Origin of the sequence: Campylobacter concisus (assembly GCF_002913765.1) — a bacterium.
In the GTDB taxonomy this organism is placed as follows: domain Bacteria; phylum Campylobacterota; class Campylobacteria; order Campylobacterales; family Campylobacteraceae; genus Campylobacter_A; species Campylobacter_A concisus_BB.
In genome coordinates, this window is record NZ_PPCH01000025.1 from 85,288 (window position 1) to 102,956 (window position 17,669).

Below are 17,669 nucleotides of genomic sequence, written 5' to 3' on the forward strand. Positions count from 1 at the left end.
TTAAAAATTTAAAGGCCCACGTAAATTTACATGAGCCTAGTAGTATTTTTGGGTATTAAAATTTATTTTTTCTAACGTCTGTTAGTATGACCTTTGCCATGCTGTCTATCTCGCTAGTTACTTCATTTGTGTTACTAACGACGCTTCTATTTTCTTTTGTGACATTATCTATTTGAGCGACACTTCTATTTATCATATTTATGCCCTCAGCTTGCTCTTTTATGCTCTCACTCATCTCGTTTATTGATTGAGCTAGCACATTTGTATTTGCCTCGATCTCGCCTAGACTTTTTTGTGTCCTTTCAGCTAGTTTTCTAACCTCATCGGCCACGACCGCAAAGCCACGTCCATGCTCTCCTGCACGAGCAGCTTCTATGGCGGCATTTAGAGCTAGTAAATTTGTCTGATCAGCGATGTCACGGATGATGACGATGATGTTTTTGATCTCTTCACTTTGTCTTATGACATCTCCTGTCTTTTGTGAGATAGCATTCATCGAGCTACTCATCTGCTCAACCGCAGCCGCGCTCTCTTGGATAGAGTCAGCTTGTTTGCTCGCACCATCAGTTAAATTTCTCATAGACTCAGCAAGCATAGTTGCTTTTTCTTCTAAGATTTGAGCTTGATTTAGGTTGCTATTTAGCATAGCGCTTATAGCGTCTCCTGCATTATTTATGCCAACCATCATAGCTTTTAGATCAGCCTCTATGTCATCTCTTAGCTCGATCTTAGCGGTGTAGTCATTATTTGAGTAGGCTTTTAGGATATTTATGACGCTACCTAAATTTTGACTGATAGAGCTAAAGAAAGTGTTTAGCAGATCTTTTAGCTTGATAAGTGATGGGTTATTTGGATTCTCACTTAGTTTGACGCCTAAATTTCCTCTTATCATGTTATTTGCAGCTACATTTAGCTCTTCAAGCATGGTGTTATCTTTTTTGATGCCAGCTATGACTTTGTCTATGTTTTTGTTTATCTCCTCGCTCATCACGCCAAATTCATCAGTAGTGTGGATATCTAGCTTGCTTGGGGCAGTGCTGCTCTCATAGGTGATAAATTTAAATGTATCAGAGAGCTTCTCTTGGATAACGCTGATAGGTTTAAGCGAGCGTTTTAGTAGGAAAAATACAATGGCTGAAAGTATTACTATAAATACCACAGCAAGGGTTAGCTGCGCTTTTAAGATAGGCATAGTATGCTTTGAAAATGTATCCGCACCTATGGCAACGGTTGCTAGCCAGCCATCATCGTTGATAGGTAAAATTTTAGCCGTCACATCTTGGTCTTTAGAGTTTTTATATGAGATAAGACCATTTTCGTCAAATTCTTTATTGGCATATTTTTCTGAGACGACCTTTGTAGCTGGTAAGATAGTGCCAACTTCTGAAGCTACGTCAGAAAAGAGCATAGTGCCATCTTTTTTCATTATATAGGCATATCCACCATCGCCAGTGTTGCCTATCTCGATGATCTTGTCACTAACTTTCTTTACATCTATATCTATACCAACAACGCCAACAAATTTACCATTTTTAGTAACAGGAGCAGTAAAACTCATAACAAGATCGTTTGTAGAAGTGACCCTTGGCTCGGTATAAATTTCTTTATTTTTCTCTTTTGTGCTCTTATACCAGCCTCTAGTTCTTGGGTCGTAGTTGTCAGCTACGGTTGTTCTTTTACCATCTGACTGAAAGAAGTGTCCGTCCTCATCGCCGTAATAGACATATTTCACCGCAGAGTTTGCGACCTTTTTTTCTAATAAGACAAAGTTCATTATCTCATCGCCACTTTGAGCGTCTTCAACTGCTGATGAAATTTTCTTGATATACTCTAAATTTTCATCAAAAAAAGTATTTGCAACACTCTTTATATCTTTAAGGACTTGATCCTCTTTGCCACTGACAAGTTCAACGATCTTGTCCTTTGAAGTAAAATAACTAACCGCCGAGATAGCGCAAAACGAGATGATGAGTAAAACCATCAAGGCGAGTGCTATCTTATTTGTGATAGAACGAAACACCTCTGCTCCTTTAAATTTTGTTTGAAATTTATTTGTAAAACAAAATCGGAGCAAAAGTATAAATGTTTATAGTGTTCTCATAAATTCAGTGCTGTAAATTCCCTCGATGCGTCTTTTCATATCATCATGCCAGCCATTTGTAAGAGTGGTGAGGGCGTTAAATTTCTCAAGTAAATTTAAATTTTCATTTGGCGCGTAAAAGAGCCTATTTATCTCTAAAATGCTCATATGAACTGGGTCACTCTCTATAACCTCTATCGCGTCGCCTGCTTTGCATGAGCCTGGTGTAAGGACGCGGTAGTACCAGCCAGTAAGACCTGTTTCAAAGATGTGAGTTGCCATATTTTCATTGCCCCATCTTTTTGAGAGCTTAAAGCATGGCTTTCTAGGCTGCGAGACTTGAAGCACAAGCGAGCCGATCTTATGGATATCGCCCACATAGACGCAGCTCTCATCAAACCCATCAATACATAAATTCTCTCCCATCGCACCATAAGCCATATTTTTTAATCCTAAAAAGCTCCCCCACTCGGCATAGTTTGCAAACGAATTTGCAAAAACAGCCTTTTCAGGGCCACCGTGATGCTTCGTATCAGCGACGCTATCGCCCTCAAAGCCAAGCTCATTTGCGAAAATTTCGCCATTTTGAGCTACTTTAAAAATAGCTGAGCTCCAAGGTAAATTTAGCTTATCAGTTGCGTTTTGCGAACCGTAGTTTTTCACATCTCCTATTAGTAAAGCTTTTAGTGTTGCCATATTTTTCCTATCAAATTTAGTTTATTCTTAAATTATTCGCGTGAGTTAGCGCGATCGCGATAGCATCGGTGATATCAAGCGGTTTTATCTCTTTATTTATACCTAAAATTTTCTTCACCATAAATGCCACCTGCTCTTTGTCAGCCTTTGCCTTGCCAGTGACAGTTTTTTTTACTTGAAGCGGCGTATACTCGGCAAAGTCGCCATGAAGCTGCAAAATTTTAAGACTAAGTGCCCCACGAAACTGAGCGAGCTTTAAGACCGTTTTTGGGTTGTAGGCAAAGAAGATGTCCTCTATCGCGACCTCGTCAAATTTATGGTTTTTAAAGATGAGATCAAGCCCCTCGCAAAGTTCTGTTATTTGGTATTGAAGTGTGTTTGGCTTTATCTTTATAAGCCCAGCTTCAAGAAGTATAGTTTTAAATTTACTCTTTTCAAGTATCGCGTAACCGCAATTTTTAGTGCCTGGGTCGATTCCTAAAATTTTCATCACAATCTTTTCAATACTTTTTCACGACTTTTTCACGCCGTGAAAAAGTTTGTCGGAGTTTAACAAAGGTTTTATTAAATTTAAGATAAAATCGCTAATAAAATTAATTACTTCAAAAGGGTTTAAATTTGCTAGCAGACGAGATTTTAGAGCTTTTACAGACAAAAATATCCGCTAATGAATTTGACTGCTACATCAAACAATTAAAATTTAACGAAAAGGCTTCAAACGAAGATTTTATAGTTTTTAACGCCACGAGTGAGTTGATGGCTAAATTTATAAAAACTAGATACGCTGAAAAGATCGCCTACCTTTATGAAGTAAAAACCGGCAAAAAGCCAGAAGTCGAGATAACTAGCCAAACAAAGCTAAAAAACATAAAGCAAAACCAAGTAAATGTAAAGCAGATCAAGGCGCAAAGTAGCATTTTAAACCCTGGATATACATTTGAAAATTTTGTCTGCGGCGACTCAAATCAGTTTGCATTTCTAAACGCAAAAGCAGTCGCGGACAAACCTGGCGTGCTTTACAACCCACTTTTTATCTATGGCACAACTGGCCTTGGTAAGACGCACTTGCTTCAGTCAGTTGGCAACTACTGCCTAGATCAAGGTAAGGTCGTCATCTGCGTGACGAGTGATCAGTTTATGATTGATTTTACCACGCATCTAAATAGCCACTCGATGACTAAATTTCGTGAAAAGTACCGAAACTGCGACGTTTTACTAATAGACGACGTGCAGTTTCTAGGTAAAACCGATAAAATTCAAGAGGAGTTTTTCAACACCTTTAACGAGCTCATCGCCAAAAAAGGTCAGATCGTCATGACCTCAGACCGCCCAGCAAAGATACTAAAAGGCTTTGATGAGAGGCTAAAGTCTAGGTTTGAACAAAGCATAATGGCTGATATCACGCCACCTGAGCTTGATACAAAGATAGCTATCATCATCAAAAAATGTGAATTTGACAAAATTTATCTAAACAAAGAGGTCATCGACTACATCGCTACAAATATGGGCGATAATATCCGTGAGATCGAGGGCGCTATCATAAATTTAAACGCCTATGCAAGCTTGATGAGAGTTGAGATAACGCTTGAATTTGCCAAAAACACACTAAAAGATCTCATCAAAGAGAAGCATGAAAATATAAATTTAGAGACCATTATAGAGATCGTGAGCAAAGAGCTAAATATCAAGCCAAGCGACATAAAAAGCAAGTCAAGAGTGCAAAACATCGTCGAGGCTAGACGCATCATCATCTACCTTGCAAAGATGCTTACTACAAATTCGATGCCGCAGATAGCAAACTATTTTGGTATGAAAGACCATAGCGCCGTTAGTCACAATATAAAAAAGATAAACGAGCTCATGGAGAGCAACGAAATTTTCAACCTCAGAGTGACTGAGATAAAGAACAAAATTTTAACAAAAGGATAAAAACAGAATGAAATTCGTGAATAAATGTGAAGAAATGAAAAATTCTTTTCACATTTTAAATAACGATGCTGGCGTGAGAAAAGATGGTTTTCACACTTTCACGCTACCAACTAATACAACAAAAAGAAAATTAAAAATAAGAGGGAGTATTTAATGAAGGTTTTAATAAACAAAAACATGCTTGAGAGCATAGTAACAAACACTAATCCATATCTCGAAAAAAGAGATCTTAGTGCTATCACTTCTCACATCTATATCTCTGCAAAAGATGGAGTTTTAAACATAAAAGCGACTGATCATGAGATAGGACTAGCATATAAACTAAGCAACGTAAAGATCGTTGATGAGGGCTATGCAACTGCTAATGGTAAAAAGCTACTTGACATTATCAAAAGCCTAAAAGATGAAGAGGTAACGCTTGAAACTGTTAATAACTATCTTTACATCAAGCAAAAAAACTCAAAATACAAACTTCCAATGTATAAATTTGAAGACTTCCCAGAGTTTCCAACGATAGATGGCAAGGCTAAATTTGACATAGACGCCATAATGCTAGGCAGAAGCTTAAAGAAAATTTTGCCATGCATCGATAGCAACAACCCTAAATTTGAGCTAAATGGCGCTTTACTAGACATAAAACAAAACTATATAAATATAGTAGGTACCGATACAAAAAGGCTAGCTGTATTTAAATTTGCAAATGAAGCGAGCAATGAGTTTTCACTAATCATCCCTAAAAAAGCGATAAATGAAATTCAAAAGCTATTTTTCGACAAGATAGAAATTTACTATGATGAAAACGTCCTCATCGCTCAAAGCCAAAATTTTGAGTTTTTCACAAAGCTGATAAACGGCAAATTCCCTGACTATGAGCGTGTTATACCAAAAGATATCGCTATAAGATTTGAGCTAAGCAGAGATAAGATGGTTGAGGGTATCAAGACTATTTCTATGCTAAGCGATCAGATGAAGATAACTTTTTCAAAAGAGAGCATCACGTTTGAGAGCATCATAGAGGACAACTCTGAAGCCAAAACGATGATAGAGTTTCAAACAGGACTTGAAGAAGATATCAGCATAAATGTAAAAAATAGAAATTTAATAGACTTCTTACAAAGCATAGAAGATGAGAAATTTGAGTTTGGATTTAAAGATAAAAATTTACCTTTCGTTGTTAGCTCAAAAGAGCTTTTAACGGTTATAAGTCCATTAAATATATAAGTTAAAAAAGGTTTATGATGGAAAATAATTACGGCGCAGAAAATATTAAAGTACTAAAAGGGCTTGAGGCGGTCAGGAAGCGCCCGGGTATGTATATAGGTGATACTAACATAAGCGGTCTTCACCACATGATCTACGAAGTCGTTGATAACTCTATCGACGAAGCGATGGCAGGATACTGCGATACGATAGATGTTGAGCTTACACGTGAGGGCTCAGCGATCATTAGTGATAATGGTCGTGGTATCCCAGTAGATATGCACCCGACTGAGAAAATTTCAGCTGCGACTGTTGTTCTAACTGTGCTTCACGCTGGTGGTAAATTTGACAAGGATACTTATAAAGTCTCTGGCGGTCTTCACGGCGTTGGTGTATCTGTCGTAAATGCCCTTTCTAAAAAACTAGTCGTAAATATCAAACGCGATGGCAAACTTCATAGGCAAGAGTTTTCATGTGGTATCCCTCAAAGCGACCTTGAAGTGATAAAAACTACAAACCGCACAGGCACGCAAGTCGAGTTTTGGCCAGATGATAGCATATTTGAAGTGACTGAATTTGACGATGAAATTTTAGTAAAAAGATTTCGCGAGCTAGCCTATCTAAACCCAAAGATAACTATAAATTTCAAAGATCAAAGAAATGGCAGAAGCGAGAGCTTTCATTTTGAGGGCGGATTAGAGAGCTTTGTGACTGATATGAACAAGGCAAACGCTGTCAGCAAAGCAGTATCATTTAGTGGTGGCGAAGATGATGTTATGGTTGATTTTGCGCTGCTTTATAATGACACTTATAGTGAAAATTTACTAAGCTTTGTAAATAACATCAAAACTCCAGACGGCGGTACTCACGAGGCTGGCTTTAGAGCGGGCCTTACAAGAGTTATCACAAACTACGTTCAAGCAAATGCTGCTGCACGCGAAAAAGATACAAAGATAACTGGCGAAGATATCCGCGAGGGACTAATAGCAGTTGTGAGCGTAAAGGTGCCAGAGCCGCAGTTTGAGGGACAAACAAAGGGCAAACTAGGCTCAAGCTATGTAAAACCTATCGTTCAAAAGATGGTTTTTGACGTGCTTACAAAGTACTTTGAAGAAAATCCTATCGAAGCAAGAGCGATAATGGATAAAGCTCTAATGGCAGCTCGTGGTCGCGAGGCCGCTAAAAAAGCTAGGGATCTAACTCGCAAAAAAGAGAGTATGAGCGTAGGCACACTCCCTGGTAAACTAGCTGATTGTCAGAGCAAAGATCCAGTAATTAGTGAGCTATACCTAGTGGAGGGCGACTCTGCGGGCGGTTCTGCAAAACAGGGACGTGATAGAGTTTTTCAAGCGATATTGCCGCTTAAGGGTAAAATTCTAAACGTTGAAAAGGCAAGACTAGATAAAATTTTAAAGTCTGACGAGATAAAAAATATGATAACAGCGCTAGGTTGTGGTATCGGAGATGAATTTGACGCTGAAAAGCTTAGATATCATAAGATCATCATAATGACCGACGCCGATGTCGATGGTAGCCATATCCAAACACTACTTTTAACTTTCTTCTTTAGATTTTTAAATAAAGTTGTAGAAAACGGCCACATCTACCTAGCTCAGCCGCCACTTTACCGCTATAAAAAAGGTAAGAAAGAAATTTATCTAAAAGATGAAAAGGCACTAAACGAATTTCTTATCGAAACTGGCATCGAGGGCGTTGATATAGAGGGCATTGGCAGTGCGGATTTGATTGACTTTTTAAAGATCGTTGCAGCTTATAGAAGCGTCTTAAAAGAGCTTGAAAAACGCTTTAACGTCCTTTCAGCGATCCGCTATATGATAGAAAATCCAGACATCGTTTCAAAAAGCTACAATGAAATTTTTGAAATTTTAAGAGACTTCTTAAAAGCTGAGGGACACAACATCCTAAACCACTACGTTAGCGATGATGAGGTTAGAATTTATGTCCAAACTGAAAGTGGCCTAGAAGAGCTTGTGGTAAATGAAAATTTATTTACAAATTCACTCTATGAAGAGGCGCTTTACATCAGCCAAAAGATAAAAGAGCGTGGCCTAGACTTGCATAGTGACGTTATAGACGTGCTTGATGAAGTAGAGAAAAATGCAAAAAAAGGTGCATATATCCAGCGCTACAAAGGTCTTGGTGAGATGAACCCTGAGCAGCTTTGGGAGACTACGATGAACCCTGAGAACAGAAGACTTTTAAAGATCGATATAAACGACGCTATAAGCGCTTCTGATACGTTTAATCTCTTCATGGGCGATGAGGTCGAACCAAGAAGAAACTACATCCAAGACCACGCAAAAGACGTTAAACACTTGGATATTTAAAAGAAAAAGGATAAAAAATGAGCGAAGAGATGAAGTATGGCGAGAAAATTTTAAAAGAATTTGACGTAGAGAGTGACCTTGAGGTCTGGGAAAATAAACAAACAAGGGACTATGTCATAAAGATCACTCTGCCTGAGTTTTGCTGCCTTTGCCCTCGCTCTGGTTATCCTGACTTTGCGACCATATATCTTGAGTATGTCCCAAATAAGCTAGTTGTCGAGCTAAAAGCGATAAAGCTTTATATAAATAGCTTTATGAACCGCAACATCAGCCACGAAGATAGTATAAATGAAATTTACTCTGTTTTAGAGAAAAAACTTGAGCCTAAATTTATGAAGATAGTTGGTGACTTCAACCCACGTGGAAATGTCCATACGATTATTGAGATCAGCTCTGATCTAGTGGTAAAAAAGCCAGCTGAAGAGAAAGAATACGCTCCAAGAAGTAGGGAGAGAAGCTTTAGCGACAAGCCGCGCGAGAGACGTAGCACAAGCGATCGCGCTAGTAGTAGAGGCAGCAGAGATGATAAATTTAAAAAAGATGACAAGCCAAGAAGAAGCTCAAACAAAGAGGGCTTTAGAAAGATAAGCTACGCTGATGATAAGAAGCCAAAAGTAGTCAAAAAGGATAAATAATGATAAGTGCTAAGCTTATAGAACATATCTTTAAAGCAGCATCTATATCACGTTGGAACGACTATCCAAAGATGACAAATTTAGTCGAGCTTGACAAGCAGGCTCATAAATTTATCATCGCTTATTTCATAGCAAAACAAGAGCAAAATGCCGACATGAACTACATCATCGAGGCTGGAATTTTTGAGTTTTTAAGTAGGGTCGTAGTCACAGACATACGCCCTGACGTCTTTCACCACATCCAAAAGACAAAAAAAGAGCAGATAAATAGCTGGGTTTTAAGCAATCTTGAGACGCTCATCTCAGATATCGAGGACGGCGAGTTTTTGGAGAGGTTTAAAAACCACTATAAAAACGACAAAACTCACGAAAAAGAGCGCCTTATACTAAAAGCAGCGAGCTATCTTGCCACGAGGTGGGAATTTTCTATCGTCTATCAAACGAGCCAGTTTTTAAGCGATATCGACGAGCTTAAGGCGAAGGTTGAGGAGGAGATGGAGGATTATTACGAGTTAATTGGCGTTAGAAAGATCGCTATGAATCAAAAATTAGCCCGCCTTGTTGATCTAAGCGGCAGGCTAAGGTTTCAAAAGCGCTGGGCACAAACGCCACGCATCCCTGAAACTGCGGTCTTAGGACACATGCTAGTTGTTGCGATACTTAGCTACTTTTACTCACTAAAAGCAAAAGCTTGCAAAAAACGTTTAGAAAATAACTTCTTTTGCGCACTATTTCACGACCTACCAGAGAGCCTCACAAGAGATATCATAAGCCCTGTAAAATACGGCGTAAAGGGGCTAAATGAGATCATCAGTGAGTATGAGATGAGGCTTATTGATGAGAGGATTTTGCCATTTGTACCAGAAAAGATAAAAGATGAGTTTAGCTACATCCTTGGCATCAGAAAAGATGGCGAGAAATTTATCAAAGATGAGTTTGAAAATAGGACTTATGAGCGCAAGATCATCTGCCACGAAGGGACTATGGAGAACGTAAATGAGGATAAATTTAACCCGATAGATGGCAAAGCGCTAAAATACTGCGACAAGCTCTCAGCCTACATCGAAGCTGGAATTTCTATAAGCTACGGCGTCAAGTCAAAAGAGCTAACCGATGGCTTTAATAATATGTATAAATTTTTTAGCGAAAAACCTAAGATCGATGGAGTGGATTTTTTAGAAATTTGCGATGATTTTAATGAGCATTTTGGTTTAGAAAGACCCCCTCTCAGATGACTGCGGCACACACTTAATACAAGTGCTCTGCTGTGTTCCCACCCTGAAGCGGTGCTCATAAAAAGCATTGCACAGGTCTAAGAAGGAGCTTCGCAATCATACAAAAACTATACTTAAATTTAGTTTTATAGTTACATTTTTAAAAATTTAGCTTTAAGAGTATATAATCTCACATAAATTTCACCAAAAGTAGGGCAATGCCAGGAAAGATCAAGCTTCGTTTTTTATCGGCTTTTAGGGATTTTTTCATCTATCACCACAAGTCGTTAGAGTTTCGTGCCAAAATTTTTGCTGCGATTATCTCGGCTAAATTTGACCCAGACGAGGATGATTTTTCCATCTTAAACGACATCGTAAGTGAAATTTATGAAAACGATCAGACTAGAAAAGACTTCTTAATCCAAACCGTTAGAGAGTATGTGGCAAGGGTCAAAAGAAGCGATAGGATCACGCTTGACACACTTCTTTTAAGTATAGATAAAGATATGAAAGATCACAAAAGATATGCTAAAAAGATAGACTTTTCGCACCTTCGCCGCTTGATGAGTGGCTGCGAGGAGGAAATTTTAGTGCAGCAAAGGGTCTATGAGTTTTTGATAAACGAGGTCAAACTCTACTCGCAAAGCGCTTAAATTTCACTCAAATTTAATTAAAAATTTTCGTGGCTTGTAGTTAAATTTTCTCATTTTTGACCTTGTTTTTCTCTATATTTATATCGCTAGCTTAGGCGATTTATGACCAAAATTCGAAATAACACTTCATAAGCTAAATTTACATTGATAAATGCGTATTATTTTGTGATAGAACGATATATACCTTTGGCTAACCATAAAATTTAAAAATAGGATGCTACAAAAATAAAAACAATAAGCATATAGAATTAGCTCACTTGCGATGAGTTGGATAGGATGTAGTTTCTCAGCGACGATCTAGCAAAGGGCAAGACATATATGGCTTTTAAAAGAGTATATTTGCTCCATTATAAAAGAGAGTATCAACACAAAGCTAGGTAAAAACCGCTTTCTTTGGCACGGAGTGAATTAAATTTAAGCTGCTTTTTGCACGGCGGCTGAGTGGGTTATGATGTCGTGTAAATTTAGCTTGTCTTTTCTAAAAAAGCAAAGGCAAAGTCCGATGACGCTAAAGCCAGCAAATGCAAAGCAAATTTGACGCAAGATCGCGTGAAAAAAGCTTAGTTTTTTGCCAGTTTGTAAATTTATGAGATAAATTTCTTGCGCTTTGTAGCCCGGAGTTTGCGCCTTTATGCTAAAAAAGAGGCACATTATAAGTGAGATGATGCTATTTACCACAAAGATGGCAAGCTGGTTGTTTAAAAATTCCTCTTTACCGCCAAGAACGAGATATGTGCTGATGTAAAATATTGGCATACCGATGATGAAAAGATCGATGATAAAGGCCTTTACTCTAGCCCAGATCGGTGCGATTTTTGCCTTTTGTTTTGCCAAGTTACTTTCCTGTATTTATAAAAATTTGGCTAAATTTCTAGCCGTTATCATGCGTGGCGCAAAGCACAGTATAGACGCACTCGCCCTCACACCAGTGATTATAAAGATCAAGCTTTTTTATCTCGCTTTTTAGCACGCCAAAACAGCCTATACACGCATAAACACTAAGAAAAAATAGCTCTTATTTTCGGTCCTTAGCAGGCGTTTTTTGCTAAATTCTTGCATCAAACTAGCTCAACGCCTTTGCCACTTACCACTTCGCCGATCACGTAACCATCGCTATTTACTAGCACAGCATCTACGTTTTCTTTAGGCACAACAAGGATCATGCCAACGCCCATGTTAAATGTCCTCATCATCTCGCTTTCTTCTACTTTTTGAGCTAAGATTTTAAAAATTTCAGGCGATTTTATAGCGTTTTTTTGCACCTTCGCACCAAGTCCAGCAGGAAAGACGCGAGGCAAGTTTTCAACTATGCCGCCACCTGTTATATGTGCCATCGCTGTGATCTTATCTTTTAATTTTAAAAAGTCGCTAACGTAAATTCTAGTTGGCTCAAGAAGCACGTCGATGAGCTTGCACTCATCCACTTTTTCATCAAATTTTAGCCCAAGCTCGCTTACAACTTTTCTTGCAAGAGAGAAGCCATTTGAGTGCAGGCCACTACTTGGAAGTGCGACTAAAACGTCATCAGATTTTACAAATTTGCTTCTATCTATCTCGTCAGCCTCAGCGATACCCACGGCAAATCCAGCAAGGTCAAAGTCGCCCTTTTCATACATCGACGGCATCTCGGCTGTCTCACCGCCGATCAGCGCGCACTGCGCCTTTTTGCAGCCGTTTGCGATACTTTTTACCACCTCTTTGGCGCTTTCTATCTCAAGCTTTGCAGTCGCGTAGTAGTCGAGGAAAAAGAGTGGTGTGGCGAAGTTGCAGATGAGGTCATTTACGCACATAGCGACTAGATCCTCGCCAACGCCGTCAAATTTTTTAGCGTCGATAGCTAGGCGAAGCTTCGTGCCAACGCCGTCGGTCGCGCCTAAAATGGCTGGATTTTTATATCCGCTTGGCAGTCTGACCGCACCTGAAAATGATCCGATGCCGCCTATGACGTTTGGTGTTTGCGTAGATTTTACGAAAGGCTTGATCGCCTCAACAAAGCTATTTCCAGCATCTATATCGACTCCGGCATCTTTATAACTTATCATTTTCGCCCTTTTGGTTATTTTTTAAAACTTTAGCCAAAAGTTGCTAAAATTGTTATCAATTTTCAAAAATGGAGCGAGTTTGCAGAAATTTCCAAACGCCTACGTCATCACAGGCTCGATAGCCAGCGGCAAAAGCACGGTTGTAAATTTACTAAAAGAGCGAGGTTTTAGTGTGATAGATGCGGACCTCATCGCGCACGAACAGCTTGAAATTTGCAAATGCGAGATAGTAAAAACTTTTGGCGAGCAAATTTTAGATGAGGCTGGCAAGATAGATCGCAAAAAACTGGGTGCTATCGTCTTTAACGGGCCAAAAAAGCTTAAAAATTTAGAGCAAATTTTACATCCAAAGATAAAAGCTGAAATTTTTTTCAAAGCTTCGCAGCTTGAGCGTTTGAGGCAAGTTTATTTTGTCGATATCCCTTTGTTTTTTGAAAAAAAGGAGCGCTACAGCGAGTTTAAAAATGTAGCTGTGATCTACGCGCCAAAAGAGCTTTTACTAAGCCGTCTAATGAGCCGAAATGGTTTAAATTTAGAGGATGCAAAAGCTAGAGTAGAGCTTCAGATGGACATCGAGCAAAAGCGAAAAATGGCAAAATTTGTTATAGATAATAGCAGCGACATGGAGAATTTACAGCTTGAGCTAGAGAAATTTCTAGGCCAAATTTGCGCTATTTCTTGATAAATTTACTAGCAAATTTATATGTTTGCATGGCCTCTTTACTAGCTAAATCCCAGCTATCAAGCTCGGCTTTTACTAAATTTGGAAATTTCTTGCTTATATCTTTTAGAGCGTTGCCAACCGACTTTCTAAGATACTCGCTCTCGTCTTCTTTTAGGCTGGCTAGGCGCCTAATGGCCTCATCTGGGTTATCTTTAAAATAGGGCCTATTTGTCCATATCCTAAGCCCCTCGCTTACGGCTCTTTTTGCATTTGCGTTGCCGCTTTTTAGCCACTCATCGATCGTTAAAAGTGCCTGCTCGTAGCCAACTTTTTTACAAAACTCGTCAAACGCCTTTGCTAGCACCTCTTGAACCCTCCAGTTTTCATCTTTTGAAACCTGATCTCTCATAAACGTCAAAATTTATTCGTTATCTGATAGGTGTCCAAAGAGAAAAACCGCATACATCCGCACTTGATAGAACTTCGAGCCGTATGCTAGGTATGCAAGCTCTTTGCAGCGCTCTGCTCCCTTTGCTTTATAGTCAGCCAAAGCCCTTCTTTCTTGCTCTTTAAAGCCATTTTCTATCAAAGAAAACTCTTTTTCTAAATTTAAGATGTAGCCCTTCAAAACGGCTCCTTTAAATTTATTAATAACTCTTATCCAAATTTTAGTAAAATCACGCAAAAAATAAAAGGATGGCTCATGCAAGTCTCAAAATACAACGCTAGCGGCAACGATTTTGTCATATTTCATACATTTTTGAGCAAAGATAGAAGCGAGCTTGCAAGGCAAATTTGCAGCCGAACAAACGGCGTGGGAGCTGACGGGCTCATCGTACTTTTGCCTTACGAAAAGGGCGTAAAATGGGAGTTTTACAACAGTGATGGAAGCTACGCCGCGATGTGTGGCAACGGCTCGCGTGCGGCTGCTAGATATGCCTATCTAAACGGCCTTGTTAGTTCAAGCGAATTTGCTCTGCTAACTGGTAGCGGCGAGGTGATGGCAAGCGTGAAAGATGAGTGCGTCGAGGTCGTGCTAACAAACCCAAAAATTTTAAGCGAGCCACTAAATGAAAACGGCAAAACTTGGTACTTTTACGATACTGGCGTGCCTCATCTTGTAAATTTCACTCGAAATTTAGATGAATTTGACGTCAAAGAGTGCAGGGCGCTTCGCCAAAAATACAATGCAAATGTAAATTTAGCCAAATTTGATGGCGGAGTTTTAAAGGTGAGAACCTATGAAAGGGGCGTGGAGGACGAGACGCTAGCTTGTGGCACTGGCATGGCAGCTTGCTTTTACGGCGCTACTTTAAATTTAAACGCAGCGCAAAGCCTAAAAGTCTATCCAAAAAGCGGCGAGGAGCTTGGCCTTAGGCTAGAAAGCGGCAAAATCTTATTTAGCGGAGCGGTGAAACACTGCTTTGATACGAGTATCGAAATTTAGCTTTTAGAGCGATTTTTACGCTTGCTTTGGGTTAGTCAGAGCAAGCAAATTTTCAAATTTATATCACTAAATTTGCACTTAATGGCTGAACTAAATTTATAGCGGCGCTGATTAAAATTTAAATACAAACCATTTAAGAGTTTAGCTACTTAAATATCTCAAGAATAAATTTATATGAAATTTAGTGGGGTGTAAAAAACTCCTCCGAAATTTTATTTACTGAAGCTTTTAAATACTGCTTTGATACGAGTATCAAAATTTAGCTACTTTGGCTACTGGTAGTTAAATTTGGCTAGTAGTTTTTAAAAGTCGCGGGTAGTAAATTAAAACAAAGAGTTTTATAGAGTTTTTGTTATTAAAATTTAAAGTGTATAAAAAAGAAGATCTCCGCCGAAGCGGAGAAAAAGGTGTTATTTCAAAGCATCTTTTGCTTGTTTTGCAAGTGCCGCAAATGCCTTCGCGTCATTCATAGCTAGATCAGCTAAAATTTTTCTATCAAGTTCGATCTTAGCTTTGTTTAAGCCGTTGATAAATCTTGAATAGCTAATGTCGTTTAGTCTGCAAGCTGCGTTGATACGAACGATCCATAAACGTCTGAAATCACGTTTTTTCTGGCGTCTGTCGCGATATGCGTAAACTAAACTTCTCTCTAGTTGCTCTTTAGCTTTTCTAAAGTGTTTATGTCTAGCACTGAAAAAGCCACGTGCTAGCTTTAAAACTTTCTTATGGCGTCTTCTTCTAACTACGCCTGTTTTTACTCTTGCCATATTTATCCTTTTACAAATTGGCGCTCACAAAGTGAGTCTTGCCCCTAAATTTGGGGGAGTTTGAATGACTTTTTTGTCAAAAACTTAAATCTACGCTGCTTTATACGCCGAGCATTTTGCGAACGGCTGGGACATTTGTGCTGTCCACGTATTTTGGGCCACGCAAATCTCTCATACGCTTAGTAGGTTTTTTTGTTAAGATGTGGCTTCTAAAAGCAGAGCCTCTTTTTATCTTATTTTTACCTACTTTAAAGCGCTTAGCAGCACCGCGAACGGTTTTCATCTTTGGCATGCTAATCCTTTTTGAAATTTTATACGCAAGTGCGTAAGATTTGGATTATAGCGAAAAATCCTTTAGAAAATTTAAATTTCACTTAGACAAATTTGCAATAAATTTACATTAAACTTAAAAGAATTTTAAAATTTATAATTAAATTATTAAATTTGACATATAATCACATATAAGAAATTTATTTTACTAAAGGAGTAAAAATGAAAGGGAAAATTCTCGCATCAATCGTCGCTATGAGTGCGATTTTAGGCACAAGTAGCTTGGCATGCACTACCATTTTAGTAGGAGATAAAGCTTCAAACGACGGCTCTATGTTAGTGGCTAGAAGCGCTGATAGCAAGGCTATAAAGGCACAAGTCTTTTTGATACATCCAGCTACGAAAAACCAAACTGGCATGCACAGCTCAAAGGCACATGACGGCGCAAATGACTTTACATATCCGCTCCCAAAAGATGGCATGAGATACACAACTATCGCAAACTCACACACAAAACTTCACGGTGCAGTCGGCTACAACGAGGCTGGCGTAGGACTAAGTGGCACTGAGACCATCTACGCAAAAGATGAGCTTTTAAAAGTTGATCCATACAACGAAGAGACTGGCATCACAGAAGATGACATCCCAGACGTGCTTTTGCCGCGTATGAAGAGCGCAAAAGAGGGCGTTAAGCTTCTTGGCGAGATAGTTGAGACAAAAGGAGCTGGCGAGGGCTTTGGCGTGGTATTTGTCGATGCAAATGAGCTTTGGTACTTTGAAACTGGCACAGGCCATAAATGGATCGCTTCAAAGATCCCACAAGATGAGTACTTTGTCACTGCAAACCAAGGCAGACTTCACGCTTATAAAGAGAATGATCCAAATTTCATGGGAGCAAAAGATGTCATCAAATTTGCGATCGATAACAAGACTTATGACCCTGCAAAAGACGGAGAATTTAACTTTACAAAGGCCTATACAAGGGATGATGAGAGAGATATGACCTACAACTACCCACGCGTTTGCTGGGTTCAAAGCATGTTTAACCCAAGTCTAAAACAAGACTTCGCTGATGGTCAGAAATTTCCAGTATTTTTAAAACCAGAGAAAAAACTAAGTGTAGAAGATCTAAAAGCTGCGATGAGAGCCCACTACGACGGCACTGCGTTTGATAACTACGCTAGCAAAGATGAAGATAAGAAAAACATCTACCGCGCTATAAGCGTCTTTAGAACATACGAGTCTCACGTCATGCAGGTGCGCCCATGGCTACCAAAAGAGATCGGACGCGTGACCTACGTCGCTCTTGGTATGGCTGATCTTAGCGTTTATTTGCCGTATTACGAGGGGCTTGATGGCTTTATAAAAGGCTACTCAGATGGCTCATATGACGCTGATGACACTTCGATATACTGGGTTTATAGAAAGCTTCAAACCCTTGTGATGACTGATTATGAGAAGTATTCGCCAGTGGTTAAAGAGGCATACGCTAAATTTGAAAAAGAGTTGGCAGTAAAACAGGCTAAATTTGAAGATGAGTATGTAAAACTTTATAAAAAAGATAAGAAAAAAGCGGACAAACTCTTAAATGAATTTAGTCAAAAGACTATGCAAGAGGCTAAGGACTTAACACAGGAGCTTACAAACAAAGTCTTTACTATGCTTACAGCCGATATGGATGCTAAGCTAAAATCCCTAAATAAAGGCAAAAAAGACTAAATATT

The 17,669-nt window shown here is 39.0% G+C and carries 18 protein-coding genes, 1 other RNA gene and 1 pseudogene; 9 read left to right on the forward strand and 11 right to left on the reverse strand.

The genetic code is table 11. The annotated features are described in order from the left end of the window. Positions 1-55: 55 nt before the first annotated feature. The 4 genes and pseudogenes from CYO89_RS10760 to ruvC form a co-directional block, all read right to left on the reverse strand. Positions 56-1,192, reverse strand: coding sequence for a methyl-accepting chemotaxis protein (locus tag CYO89_RS10760; protein WP_430516211.1), 1,137 nt, complete (start codon positions 1,190-1,192; stop codon positions 56-58). A 54-nt stretch (positions 1,193-1,246) separates the two neighbouring features. Continuing rightward, positions 1,247-1,981: pseudogene (locus CYO89_RS10765) on the reverse strand (cache domain-containing protein); the annotation flags it as partial. 105 nt (positions 1,982-2,086) lie between these two features. Continuing rightward, the gene (locus CYO89_RS07180; protein WP_103597788.1) at positions 2,087-2,776 is read right to left on the reverse strand and encodes an MOSC domain-containing protein; all 690 of its coding nucleotides are present in this window, start codon (positions 2,774-2,776) and stop codon (positions 2,087-2,089) included. Between the two features lie 16 nt (positions 2,777-2,792). After that, the gene (ruvC, locus tag CYO89_RS07185) at positions 2,793-3,272 is read right to left on the reverse strand and encodes a crossover junction endodeoxyribonuclease RuvC (protein WP_087583362.1); all 480 of its coding nucleotides are present in this window, start codon (positions 3,270-3,272) and stop codon (positions 2,793-2,795) included. Positions 3,273-3,394: 122 nt separating this feature from the next. Here ruvC and dnaA point away from each other — a divergent pair, with 122 nt between their 5' ends. The 5 genes from dnaA (at position 3,395) to CYO89_RS07210 (ending at position 10,123) form a co-directional block, all read left to right on the forward strand. Further along, positions 3,395-4,705: a chromosomal replication initiator protein DnaA gene (dnaA, locus tag CYO89_RS07190; RefSeq protein WP_002940543.1), complete on the forward strand. Its 1,311-nt coding sequence runs from the start codon at positions 3,395-3,397 to the stop codon at positions 4,703-4,705. 153 nt (positions 4,706-4,858) lie between these two features. After that, entirely contained in the window at positions 4,859-5,926 is a 1,068-nt protein-coding gene (gene dnaN / locus CYO89_RS07195) for a DNA polymerase III subunit beta (protein WP_103597789.1), read from the forward strand. Between the two features lie 17 nt (positions 5,927-5,943). Next, entirely contained in the window at positions 5,944-8,253 is a 2,310-nt protein-coding gene (gene gyrB, locus CYO89_RS07200) for a DNA topoisomerase (ATP-hydrolyzing) subunit B (RefSeq protein ID WP_103597790.1), read from the forward strand. Positions 8,254-8,270: 17 nt separating this feature from the next. Then, on the forward strand, positions 8,271-8,888 hold the full coding sequence (queF, locus tag CYO89_RS07205) for a preQ(1) synthase (RefSeq protein ID WP_258032548.1): 618 nt from the start codon (positions 8,271-8,273) through the stop codon (positions 8,886-8,888). Continuing rightward, entirely contained in the window at positions 8,888-10,123 is a 1,236-nt protein-coding gene (locus tag CYO89_RS07210) for an HD domain-containing protein (RefSeq protein WP_021092473.1), read from the forward strand. The genes queF and CYO89_RS07210 overlap by 1 nt, the downstream gene beginning before the upstream one ends. On the opposite strand, the gene ffs is transcribed toward CYO89_RS07210, so the two are convergent. Further along, positions 10,110-10,207, reverse strand: an RNA gene (ffs, locus tag CYO89_RS07215) — signal recognition particle sRNA small type. The two genes, CYO89_RS07210 and ffs, sit on opposite strands and share 14 nt — an antisense overlap. A 113-nt stretch (positions 10,208-10,320) precedes the next feature. Between ffs and CYO89_RS07220 the strand changes: the two genes are divergently transcribed. Next, the gene (locus CYO89_RS07220; RefSeq protein ID WP_103597791.1) at positions 10,321-10,755 is read left to right on the forward strand and encodes a hypothetical protein; all 435 of its coding nucleotides are present in this window, start codon (positions 10,321-10,323) and stop codon (positions 10,753-10,755) included. 414 nt (positions 10,756-11,169) lie between these two features. Here the strand turns inward: CYO89_RS07220 and CYO89_RS07230 are convergent, their stop codons facing one another. Continuing rightward, complete coding sequence (locus CYO89_RS07230; RefSeq protein WP_103597792.1) at positions 11,170-11,589, reverse strand: RDD family protein; 420 nt, start codon at positions 11,587-11,589, stop codon at positions 11,170-11,172. Between the two features lie 224 nt (positions 11,590-11,813). Next, entirely contained in the window at positions 11,814-12,797 is a 984-nt protein-coding gene (gene purM, locus CYO89_RS07235) for a phosphoribosylformylglycinamidine cyclo-ligase (RefSeq protein ID WP_103597793.1), read from the reverse strand. Positions 12,798-12,876: 79 nt separating this feature from the next. Here purM and coaE point away from each other — a divergent pair, with 79 nt between their 5' ends. Further along, positions 12,877-13,479: a dephospho-CoA kinase gene (coaE, locus tag CYO89_RS07240; RefSeq protein ID WP_103597794.1), complete on the forward strand. Its 603-nt coding sequence runs from the start codon at positions 12,877-12,879 to the stop codon at positions 13,477-13,479. Here coaE and CYO89_RS10605 read toward each other — a convergent pair. After that, positions 13,469-13,870 carry a DNA alkylation repair protein gene (locus tag CYO89_RS10605; RefSeq protein WP_258032560.1) on the reverse strand — a complete coding sequence of 134 codons (402 nt, stop codon included), beginning with the start codon at positions 13,868-13,870 and terminating at the stop codon, positions 13,469-13,471. The genes coaE and CYO89_RS10605 overlap by 11 nt on opposite strands. Before the next feature lie 12 nt (positions 13,871-13,882). Next, on the reverse strand, positions 13,883-14,089 hold the full coding sequence (locus CYO89_RS10610) for a hypothetical protein (RefSeq protein WP_258032549.1): 207 nt from the start codon (positions 14,087-14,089) through the stop codon (positions 13,883-13,885). 75 nt (positions 14,090-14,164) lie between these two features. Here CYO89_RS10610 and dapF point away from each other — a divergent pair, with 75 nt between their 5' ends. Then, positions 14,165-14,908 (forward strand): diaminopimelate epimerase, encoded by a 744-nt coding sequence (dapF, locus tag CYO89_RS07250; protein WP_103597795.1) that lies wholly within the window; start codon positions 14,165-14,167, stop codon positions 14,906-14,908. Positions 14,909-15,318: 410 nt separating this feature from the next. Here the strand turns inward: dapF and rplT are convergent, their stop codons facing one another. Further along, positions 15,319-15,675 carry a 50S ribosomal protein L20 gene (gene rplT / locus CYO89_RS07255; protein WP_004317321.1) on the reverse strand — a complete coding sequence of 119 codons (357 nt, stop codon included), beginning with the start codon at positions 15,673-15,675 and terminating at the stop codon, positions 15,319-15,321. Positions 15,676-15,775: 100 nt separating this feature from the next. Further along, positions 15,776-15,967 carry a 50S ribosomal protein L35 gene (gene rpmI, locus CYO89_RS07260; protein ID WP_004317422.1) on the reverse strand — a complete coding sequence of 64 codons (192 nt, stop codon included), beginning with the start codon at positions 15,965-15,967 and terminating at the stop codon, positions 15,776-15,778. Between the two features lie 200 nt (positions 15,968-16,167). On the opposite strand from rpmI, the gene CYO89_RS07265 reads away from it, so the two are divergent. Then, positions 16,168-17,664, forward strand: a complete 1,497-nt coding sequence (locus CYO89_RS07265) for a C69 family dipeptidase (protein WP_103597796.1) — start codon at positions 16,168-16,170, stop codon at positions 17,662-17,664. Positions 17,665-17,669 lie beyond the last annotated feature (5 nt).